The organism is Delftia sp. WY8 (genome assembly GCF_018437695.1).
In the GTDB taxonomy this organism is placed as follows: Bacteria; Pseudomonadota; Gammaproteobacteria; order Burkholderiales; family Burkholderiaceae_C; genus Comamonas; species Comamonas tsuruhatensis.
In genome coordinates, this window is sequence record NZ_CP049795.1 from 5773567 (window position 1) to 5783630 (window position 10064).

Annotated in this window: 2 protein-coding genes; both read left to right on the top strand. The window is 72.2% G+C overall.

The annotated features are described in order from the left end of the window. Positions 1-5 precede the first annotated feature (5 nt). Positions 6-5354 carry a non-ribosomal peptide synthetase gene (locus G4D77_RS26515; protein WP_154833914.1) on the top strand — a complete coding sequence of 1783 codons (5349 nt, stop codon included), beginning with the start codon at positions 6-8 and terminating at the stop codon, positions 5352-5354. Further along, positions 5354-10054 carry a type I polyketide synthase gene (locus G4D77_RS26520; protein ID WP_154833915.1) on the top strand — a complete coding sequence of 1567 codons (4701 nt, stop codon included), beginning with the start codon at positions 5354-5356 and terminating at the stop codon, positions 10052-10054. The genes G4D77_RS26515 and G4D77_RS26520 overlap by 1 nt, the downstream gene beginning before the upstream one ends. Positions 10055-10064: the final 10 nt, after the last annotated feature.

Genomic DNA, 10064 nt, shown 5'->3' on the forward strand with positions numbered 1-10064 from the left:
CTGACATGCTGAGTGGACAAAGTGCAATCGCGGCAGCAGGCCGGGCGCCGGCCAGCCTGGTCGAGCATCTGAGGGGCCTGGCGCAGCAGCGGCCCGACGACATCTGGCTCACCGTGGCCGCCGTGCAGGACGGCCGCGTGGTCGAGCGCAGCCACAGCTATGGCGAGTTCGACCGCCGCGTGCGTGCGCTGGCCGCCCGGCTGCAGCAGCTGTGCCCCGTGGGCGCGCGCGCCCTGGTGATGATGGACAACGACGAGCACTACGCCGCCAGCATGCTGGCCTGCTTCTACGCGGGCGTGATCGCCGTGCCGGTGCCGCCGCTGGAATCGCTGCGCGTGCAGCACCTGGAGCGGCTGCTGGGCATCGTGGGCGACGCGGATGCGGCCTGCGTGATCAGCACGGCCGAAGTGATGCAGGCCCTGCCCGGCGCCGATGCGCGCTTTGGCAGCATTGCCGCCGTGGCCGCCGACCAGGTGGACCTGGCCGATGCCGACGCCTGGCGGCCCCATGCGCCGGCTGCCGACGACATCGCCTTCCTGCAATACACCTCGGGCTCCACCTCGGCGCCCAAGGGCGTGATGGTCAGCCACGGCAACCTCATCGCCAACGAGGCCGCCATCCAGCAGCGCATGGACATCGGCGCGGGCGACCGCTTCATGTCCTGGGCACCGCTGTACCACGACATGGGCCTGATCGGCGGCCTGCTGCAGCCGCTGTACAGCGGGCTGCCGCTGGTGCTGACCTCGCCGCGCCTCTTCCTGGAAAGCCCCGTGCGCTGGCTGGAGCTGATCTCGCGCCACCGCGCCACCATCAGCGGCGGCCCCGACTTCGCCTACCGCATGTGCCTGGAGCGCATCAAGCCGTCGCAGCTGGCGCAGCTGGACCTGTCGAGCTGGCGGCTGGCCTATACCGGTGCCGAGCCCGTGCGTGCCGACACCGTCACGGCCTTCGCGCAGCGCTTTGCCGCCTGCGGCCTGCGGCCCGACGCGGCCTATGCCTGCTACGGCCTGGCCGAGGCCACCCTGTTCATCACCGGCGGCAGTTGCGGCGCGGGCGCCACGATCACGTCCTTCGATACCGAGGCCCTGGGCCAGGGCCGGGCCGTGGAAAGCCCCGGCGCCTCGCAGACCACCGCGCTGGTGGGCTGCGGCCCCGCCGTTCCCGGCCATGCCGTGGCCATCGTCGATCCGCACAGCCTGCAGGTGCTGGAGCCCGGCCGCGTGGGCGAGATCTGGGCGCACGGCCCCAGCATCAGCCAGGGCTACTGGGGCAAGCCGCAGCAAACGCAGCAGGCCTTTGTCGAGCATGCAGGCCGGCGCTGGCTGCGCACGGGCGACCTGGGCTTCGTGCACGGCGGGCAGGTCCATGTGGCGGGCCGCATCAAGGACCTGATCATCGTGCGCGGGCACAACCTCTACCCGCAGGACATCGAGCGCGTGGCCGAGGTCGAAGCCGTGCGCAAGGGGCGCGTGGCCGCGTTTGCGGTGGACATCGATGGCCGGGAAGGCATAGGCATTGCTGCCGAAGTCTCATTCGGCATGCAAAAACTGGTGCCGGCCCAGGCCCTGGTCGATGCACTGAGCACCGCCGTGGGCGCGCAGTGCGGCGAGGCGCCCCGGGTGATCGTGCTGCTCAACCCCGGCGCCTTGCCCCGCACCTCCAGCGGCAAGCTGCAGCGCGCAGCCTGCCGCCAGGGCTGGTCCGCGCGCACGCTGGATGCCTGGGCCGTGTTCGAGTCGGGCCGCTTCGCGGGCGGCGGCAGCCAGGCACCGCAGGAGGCGGGCGCGGCAGATCCCACCACAAGCGCGCTGGCCGGCCTGTGGCGCGAGGTGCTCGGTGGCGATGCCCTGCACAAGCCGGCCGGCGAGGCCAACTTCTTCGCGCAAGGCGGCAACTCCCTGGCCGCCGTGCGGCTGGCCGCGCGCATCTGCCGGCAATGGTCCCTGGCGTATCCGGCCGGGCGGGTCTTCGAGCACCCGCGGCTGCGCGACCAGGCGCACGACATCGACCGGCTGTGCCAACAGCGCCAGCCGGGCACGGCACTGCAGCGCATTGCCCCGCTGGCCGAGGCCCGTCGCGCCATGCCCCTGCCGCTGACGCCGGCCCAGCAGCGCCAATGGTTTCTCTGGAAGATGGATACGCGCAGCACGGCCTACCACGTGCAGGGCGCCCTGCGCATCACCGGGCCGCTGGATGCAGGCGCCCTGCGTGCGGCCGTGCAGGGCCTGGCCGAACGGCACGGTTCGCTGCGCACGGTATTCAACGCCCGGCCCGATGGGGAGGTCGAGCAGCGCCTGGACCCCCAGGGCAGGCTGGAGCTGCAGTGGCTGGATGCTGCGCAGGCCGCGCAGGGCAAGCCCGCGCAGCGCCAGGAGCACGCCGCCCAATGGCTGCAGGCGCTGTGCGCCCAGCCCTTTGATCTGCAGCAGGGGCCGCTGGCCAGGGCTGCCCTGGTGCGGCTGCAGGCCCATGAGCACATCCTGGCGCTGGTGATGCACCACATCGTCTCCGACGGCGCCTCCATGCAGATCCTGCTGGACGATCTGGCGGCGCTGTATTCCGGCGCCCCGAACAGCGGCCCGGCGCTGCAGTACGTGGACTACGCCGTCTGGCAGCGGGAGCAGGCTCAGCAGGCCCAGCAAGGCCAGCAGGCCTCGCTGGCCTACTGGCTGGAACGGTTGCAGGTGCCCCCAGGCGAGGCCCAGCCTGTGCTGGCCCTGCCCACCGACCATCCGCGCCAGGCGCTGGCACGCTATCGGGCGGGACGGCACGGCTTCGAGCTGTCCGGCGCGACCTTGCAGGCGCTGCGCGCGCAGGCCCGCCAGCAGGCAGACACGCTCTTCACGCTGCTGCTGGCAGGATGGCAGGCGCTGCTGTACCGCTACACGGGGCAGGAGGACATCCGCGTCGGGGTGCCCGTGGCCAACCGCGCGCATGCCGACCTGCAGGGCGTGGTCGGCTTTTTCGTCAACACCCTGGTGCTGCGCAACCGCATCGACGGGCGCATGCGCCTGGCCGACGTGCTGCAGCAGGCCCGCGAGGCGGCGCAGGGCGCGCAGGCCCACCACGCGCTGCCGTTCGAGCAACTGGTGGAGGCGCTGCAGCCGCAGCGCAGCCTGGCGCACAGCCCCTTGTTCCAGGTGCTGTTCAATCATCTGGTGGAGGACTGGCACGCGCTGCAGCAGGTGCCGGGCTGGACGGTGGCCGGCCAGCCGCTGGCGGCCGCAGATGCACAGTTCGAGCTGACCGTGGAAGTGCGCGAGCGCTCCGATGGCAGCCTGGGCATCAGCCTGGTCTATGCCCGCGAGCTGTTCGAGCCGGGCAGCATGCAGCGCCTGGCCGCCCACTATGCGGCCATGCTGGAGGCACTGGCGCGCCAGCCCCAATGTGCCGTGGACGAGGTGCCGCTGCTGGGTCCCGACGAACGCCAGCAACTGGCGGCCTGGAGCTGCAATGACCAGGTCCTGCACGGCGGCGACATCGTGCACCGCCGCTTCGAGCAGCAGGTGGCGCGCAGCCCCGGTGCCCCGGCCCTGTGCCTGGGCGAGGCCACGCTGGGCTACGCCGAGCTCAATGCGCGCGCCAACCGCCTGGCGCATCACCTGATCGCATCGGGCGTGCGACCCGGCGTGCCGGTGGGCATTGCCATGGAGCGCTCCATTGAGATGGTCGTGGGGCTGCTGGCCATCATGAAGGCCGGCGCGGCCTATGTGCCCATCGACCCCGAGCACCCGGCCGACCGCATCGCCTACATGCTGGAGGACAGCGGCGTGTCCCTGGTGCTGGTGCAGCCGCAGGTGCGGGACCGCCTGCCGGCCATCTGCAGGGCCCGACTGGTCGATGTGCCGGGCTTGGCGTCCCGGCTGCAGGACATGCCGGCCCACAACCCGGCCGTTGCCCTGCATGGCGACAGCCTGGTCTATGTCATCTACACCTCGGGCTCCACGGGCCGGCCCAAGGGCGCGGCCAACCGCCACCGTTCGCTGTGCAACCGCCTGGCGTGGGGGCAGATGCACCAGCCGCTGGGCCCGGGCGACACGGTGCTGCAGAAAACGCCCTTCGGCTTCGACATCTCCTTCTGGGAATTCTTCTGGCCGCTGACCACCGGCGCACGCCTGGCGCTGGCCGCCCCCGGCGACCACCGCGATCCCCGGCGCCTGGCCGAGCTGATAGCGCGCCACCAGGTCAGCACCATCCACTTTGTGCCGTCCATGCTGCAGGCCTTCATGGCGCACCCGGCGGCCGCCACCTGCCAGGGACTGCAGCGCATCATCTGCAGCGGCGAGGCCCTTTCCGCCGAATTGCAGGCGGCCGTGCTGCAGGCCTTCCCCGGCACCCGCCTGCTCAATCTCTACGGCCCCACGGAGGCGGCCATCGAGGTCACCTGGTGGGACTGCCGGGACGAGGGCGCGTTGTCCGTGCCCATAGGCCGCCCCGTGGCCGGGCTGCGCACCCATGTGCTGGATGCCGCGCTCAACGAGGTGCCGCGCGGCGTGGCCGGCGAGCTGTATCTGGGCGGTGTGGGCCTGGCGCGCGGCTACTGGCGGCGGCCTGGCCTGAGCGCCGAGCGCTTTGTCGCCGACCCCGCCAGCCGCACGGGCGAGCGCCTGTACCGCACGGGCGACCTGGTGCGCTGGCGCGGCGACGGCCAGATCGACTACCTGGGCCGCGTGGACCACCAGGTGAAGATCCGCGGCTTTCGCATCGAGCTGGCCGAGGTGGAGGCGCAACTGCTGGCCCACCCCGCCGTGCGCGAGGCCGTGGTGGTCGCCCGCCAGGCGGCCGACGGCGCGCGGCTGGCCGCCTTTGTCTCGGTGCAGCAGGGGCAGACCCTGGACATGGCCGCGCTGCGCAGCGCGCTGGTCGCAGCCCTGCCCGACTACATGCTGCCCTCGTCCATCACCGTGCTGGATGCCTTGCCGCTGAACGCCAATGGCAAGGTGGACCGCAAGGCGCTGCCCGAGGTGCCCGCCCTGCCGGCCCTGGAGCACCAGGCCTACGAGCCGCCCGAGGGCGGCGTGGCCGAGACCATTGCCGCCCTCTGGGCCCAGGTGCTGGGCGTGGAGCGCATAGGCGCCAGCGACAACTTCTTCGACCTGGGCGGGCATTCGCTGCAGCTCATCCGCGTGCATGGCCTGCTGGAGGCGCGGCTGGGCCGGGAGCTGTCCCTGGTCGATCTCTTCAAGCACCCCACGGTATCGGCCCTGGCGCGACGCATTGAGCAGGGCGCAGATAGCGAGGGCGAGGGCGACGGCGCCGCGCAGGCGGCCGCCGCCCGGGACGGCATGGACGCGGCCCAGCGCCGCCGCGAGGCGCTGCTGCAGCGCAAGCGCCACATCGAAAGGACCCTCTGATGTCTTCTTCCTCCGAAACCACCGGCCTGGAGATCGCCGTCATCGGCATGGCCGGGCGCTTTCCGGGCGCCGACGACATCGACCGCTTCTGGGCCAACATCCGTGACGGCGTCGAGTCCGTGAAGCGCTACAGCGACGATGAGCTGCGCGCCATGGGCGTGCCCCAGGCCCTGCTGGACGATGCCGGCTACGTGAAGGCCGGCGTGCCGCTGGCCGGCATGGACCTCTTCGATGCCGACTTCTTCGGCTACACCCCGCGCGATGCCGAGCAGCTGGACCCGCAGCACCGCCTTTTCCTGGAATGCGCGTGGCAGGCGCTGGAGCATGCGGGCTACGAGGGACGGCGCTACCCCGGCGCCATCGGCGTGTATGCGGGCACGGGCGCCAGCGTCTACCTGATGCGCCATCTGCTGCCCCGCCATGCGCCGGGCCCTGGCGCCCAGGTCGCCGATCTGCTGGGTCTGATGAGCGGCAACATGGCCGATGCCCTGGCCACGCGCGTGGCCTACAAGCTGGACCTGCGCGGCCCGGCCGTCACCGTGCAGACGGCCTGCTCGACCTCGCTGATGGCGGTGCACACCGCCTGCCAGGCGCTGCTGGGCCATGAATGCGCCATGGCGCTGGCCGGGGGCGTCTCGCTCAACCTGCTGCAAAACGGCGGCTACCGCTACCAGGCCGGCGCCATCTTCTCGCCGGACGGGCATTGCCGCGCCTTCGATGCCCAGGCCGCAGGCACGCTGCAGGGCAGCGGCGCGGGCATTGTGGTGCTCAAGCGCCTGGACGATGCGCTGCGCGACGGCGACACCATCCACGCCGTCATCCTGGCCAGCGCCGCCAACAACGATGGCGCAGACAAGGTGGGCTTCACGGCGCCCGGCGTCAACGGCCAGGCCGCCGTGGTGCGCGCGGCGCAGGCCCTGGCGGACGTGCCGGCCGACACCATCGGCTATGTGGAAGCCCATGGCACGGGCACGGCGCTGGGCGACCCCATCGAGATCGCGGCGCTGACCCAGGCCTTTCGCGCCAGCACGCAGCGCAGGGGCTACTGCGCCATCGGCTCGGTGAAGACCAATATCGGCCATCTCGATGCGGCCGCCGGTGTCACGGGCCTGATCAAGGCGGTGCTCTCGCTGCGGCATGCCACCTTGCCGCCGAGCCTGCATTTCGAGCGGCCGCATCCGCAGATCGACTTCGAGCGCAGTCCCTTCCATGTCAACACCGTGGCCAGGCCCTGGCCCCAGGCGGCCACACCGCGCCGCGCGGGCGTGAGCGCCTTCGGCATTGGCGGCACCAATGTCCATGTGGTGCTGCAGGAGGCTGCTGCCGCCCCTGCCACCTCTGCCGCCCCTTCCCTTACACAGGCGGATGCAGCCCGGGGCTGGCAGGTGCTGCCGCTGTCCGCTCGCAGCCCCCGTGCGCTGGATGAGTCGGCGCGCCGCCTGGCTGCCCATCTGCAGCAGGCCGGCAGCGGCCTGTCGCTGGACGATGTGGCCCACACCCTGCAGCAGGGCCGCCGCGCCTTCGGCCATCGCCGTGCCGTGGTGGCCGACGGCATGGGCATGGCGGTGGAGGGCCTGCACCTCGCTGCTTCTGCTGCTGCGCCGGCAGGCCAGGCCACCGAGGTGCCGCCACAGCCGCCCGGCGTGGCCTTTCTTTTCCCGGGCGGGGGCGTGCAGCACGCCAACATGGGCCTGGACCTGTACCGCGACGGCGGTGTGTTCCGGCAGGAGGTGGACCGCTGCTGCGAGCTGCTGCAGGCCGAAACAGGCTGGGACCTGCGCCAGTGGCTGTTCCCCGCCCCGGGTGAAGAGGTGGAGGCCGACGCGGCGCTGTCCGCCATGGACAAGGCCCAGCCGGCACTGTTCGTGATCGGCTATGCGCTGGCCCGGATGTGGATGGCGCGCGGCGTGCAGCCCGTGTCCATGCTGGGCCACAGCCTGGGCGAGTATGTGGCGGCCTGCCTGGCCGGCGTGTTCGAACTGCCGCATGCCCTGCGCATCGTGGCGGCGCGCGGCCGCCTGCTGCAGTCGCTGCCTCAGGGCGCCATGACCTCGGTGCCCCTGGCCGAGGCCGAGCTGCAATCGCTGCTGGATCTGGGCTGTGACCTGGGTGCTGTCAATGGCGAACGCCTGTGCGTGCTGTCCGGCCCGCTGTCCGCCATCGAGGCGGCCGAAGAGGCGCTGCGCGCGCGCGACATCACCGCGCGCCGGCTGCACATTGCCGTGGCCTCGCACTCGGCCATGACCGAGCCCCTGCTGGCGCAGCTGGAGCAGGTGGTGGCCAGCGTGCCCCGGCATGCGCCGCGCCTGGCCTTCATCTCCAGCGTGACCGGCAAGCCCATCACGGCCGAGCAGGCCATGAACCCCGCCTACTGGGCCGGCCACCTGCGCCATACCGTGCGCTTTGCGGACGGGCTGGACGAGCTGCTGAGCGTGCCGGGCCGCGTGCTGCTGGAGGTGGGCCCCGGCCAGGCCCTTACCGCCCTGGCCCGCCAGCATGCGCGCGCCGCCACGGCGGCCGGCATCTGGCCCAGCCAGGCCCATCCCCAGCAGACCGCACGCAGCGCGCAACTGCTGGCGCAGGCCGTTGCCGGACTGTGGTGCGCGGGCGTGGACATCGACTGGACTGCCTGCCGGGGCGGGCGGCCAGGCCGGCGCGTGCCGTTGCCGACCTATGCCTTCCAGCGCCGCTCTTTCTGGGTGCAGGCGGCGGGGCAGGGTGGCGATGCACCGAAAGCGGCAGGCGCGGCAGGCCCCTCGGCGACCGCGGGTCCGTTCTACGCCGCCGCCTGGCAGCGCAGTCCTCTGCAGTTGGCGGCAGGCACCGCTGCCGCCGCAGCCCAGGTGGCCCTGGTGTTTGGCGACGGCAGTGCCACGGCCGAGGCCCTGGTGCACGCATTGCGGGCGCAGGGCACCGATGTGGTCTGCGTGGAAGCGGGCGCCGCCCCCGCCTGCCTGGCCCCGGGCCGGCATGCCGTGCGCCCCGGCGAGCGCCGCGATTGCGAGGACTTGCTCGATGCGGTGCAGGCGCAGTTCGGCCCCGTGGGCGCCATCTACCACCTGTGGGCCATGGACGCGGCCGCCCCTGCGCCGCTGGAGCGCGGCTTTCACAGCGTGCTGGCCCTCGCGCAGGCGCTGGAGGCCCGTGCGCACGGCGCTGGAGGCCCGCGCACACGGCGGCTGCTGCTGGTGGCCGCAGGCGGTTCGGAAGATGTGACCGGAGCGGAAGCGCTGAACCCCGAGATGGCCGCCGTCTTTCCGCTGTGCAAGGCGATAGGGCAGGAATGCCCGTCCATCGACTGCCGTTTCGTCGATGTGGTGCAGGCGGGTTCGCCCGCAATGCAGGCCCGGCTGGCGCGCCAGCTGCTGGACGAAGCCCGCGCGCCGCATGGGATTCGCACGGCCGACACGGCCATCGCCCTGCGCGGTGCCCACCGCTGGCGCAAGACCTATGAGCCCCTGCAATGGCAGGACGCCGCGGCGCCGCGCCTGCGCAGGCAGGGCGTGTACCTGATCACGGGCGGCCTGGGCGGCGTGGGCCTGTCGCTGGCCCGGCATCTGGCCGCGCACTGGCAGGCCCGCCTGGTGCTGCTGGGCCGCACGGCGCTGCCTGCGCGCAGCCAATGGGAGGCGCTGGCCGCCGATGACGGGCAGCCGAGCACCCTGCGCCAGCAACTGCTGCAGTTGCTGGCCCTGGAGGCCGAGGGCGCCCAGGTGCTGACCCTGGCCGCCGATGTGGCCGACGCCGCGCAGATGCAGGCGGCGCTGGCGCTGGCGCACCAGCGCTTTGGCGCGCTGCATGGCGTGGTCCATGCCGCAGGCCATGCCGACAGCGGCATGCTGGCCACCCGCACGCGGGACGGCGTGGAGCGCACGTTCGCCCCCAAGCTGCGCGGCACCCGGCTGCTGCTGGACCTGCTGGGCACGCTGGGCACGCAGGACGTGCAGGACGTGCAGGACGTGCAGGACGTGCAGGCGCCGGACTTCGTGCTGCTGTGCTCGTCCATCTCCAGCCTCACCGCAGGCCTGGGCAAGAGCGACTACGCCGCCGCCAATGCCTGCATGGATGCACTGGCGGCACTGGCCAGCCGCCAGCGCGCCTGGCCCGTCATCTCCGTGGACTGGGACGCCTGGCGTGACCTGGGCATGGCCGCCGGCATGCGCATTCCCGAGGGCATAGGCTGGAGCGGCGCAGAAGCGGCAGCGGTGTTCGAGCGCATCGTCAACGGCGATGTGCCGCACCAGGTGGTCATCTCCACCACCGACCTGCGGCAGCGCCTGGGCGAGATCGATGCCGGGCTGGTGGATGCGCTGGCAGAACCTGCCGCCGAAGCCGTCGCCGAACCTGCCAACGGATCGCAGGCCCGTGGCGGCCATCCGCGCCCGGCGCTGCAGACCGCCTACGTCGCGGCCGAAGGCGAGCTGCAGCAGGCCCTGGCCGCGCTGTGGACCGACATGCTGGGCATTGCCCCGGTGGGCGTGGACGACAACCTGTTCGAGCTGGGCGGCGACTCGCTGCTGGCCCTGCAGATCCTGGGCCGCGTGAAAAAGCGCTTTGGTGTCGAGCTGCACCCTGCGGCCTTCTTCAAGGCCCCCACCGTCGGCGAGCTGGCCGTGCTGGTGGAGACCCGGCTGATCGAGGAGATCGAGGCCACCGTTACCGATGAAGGCGATGCCCTTGCCGCCTTCGCATCTGCGTGAGAAGACCACC

Excerpts from the sequence above, each read along its gene's own strand:
- G4D77_RS26515 (WP_154833914.1), top strand. The coding sequence starts at position 6 with ATGCTGAGTGGACAAAGTGCAATCGCGGCAGCAGGCCGGGCGCCGGCC.
- G4D77_RS26520 (WP_154833915.1), top strand. The coding sequence starts at position 5,354 with ATGTCTTCTTCCTCCGAAACCACCGGCCTGGAGATCGCCGTCATCGGC.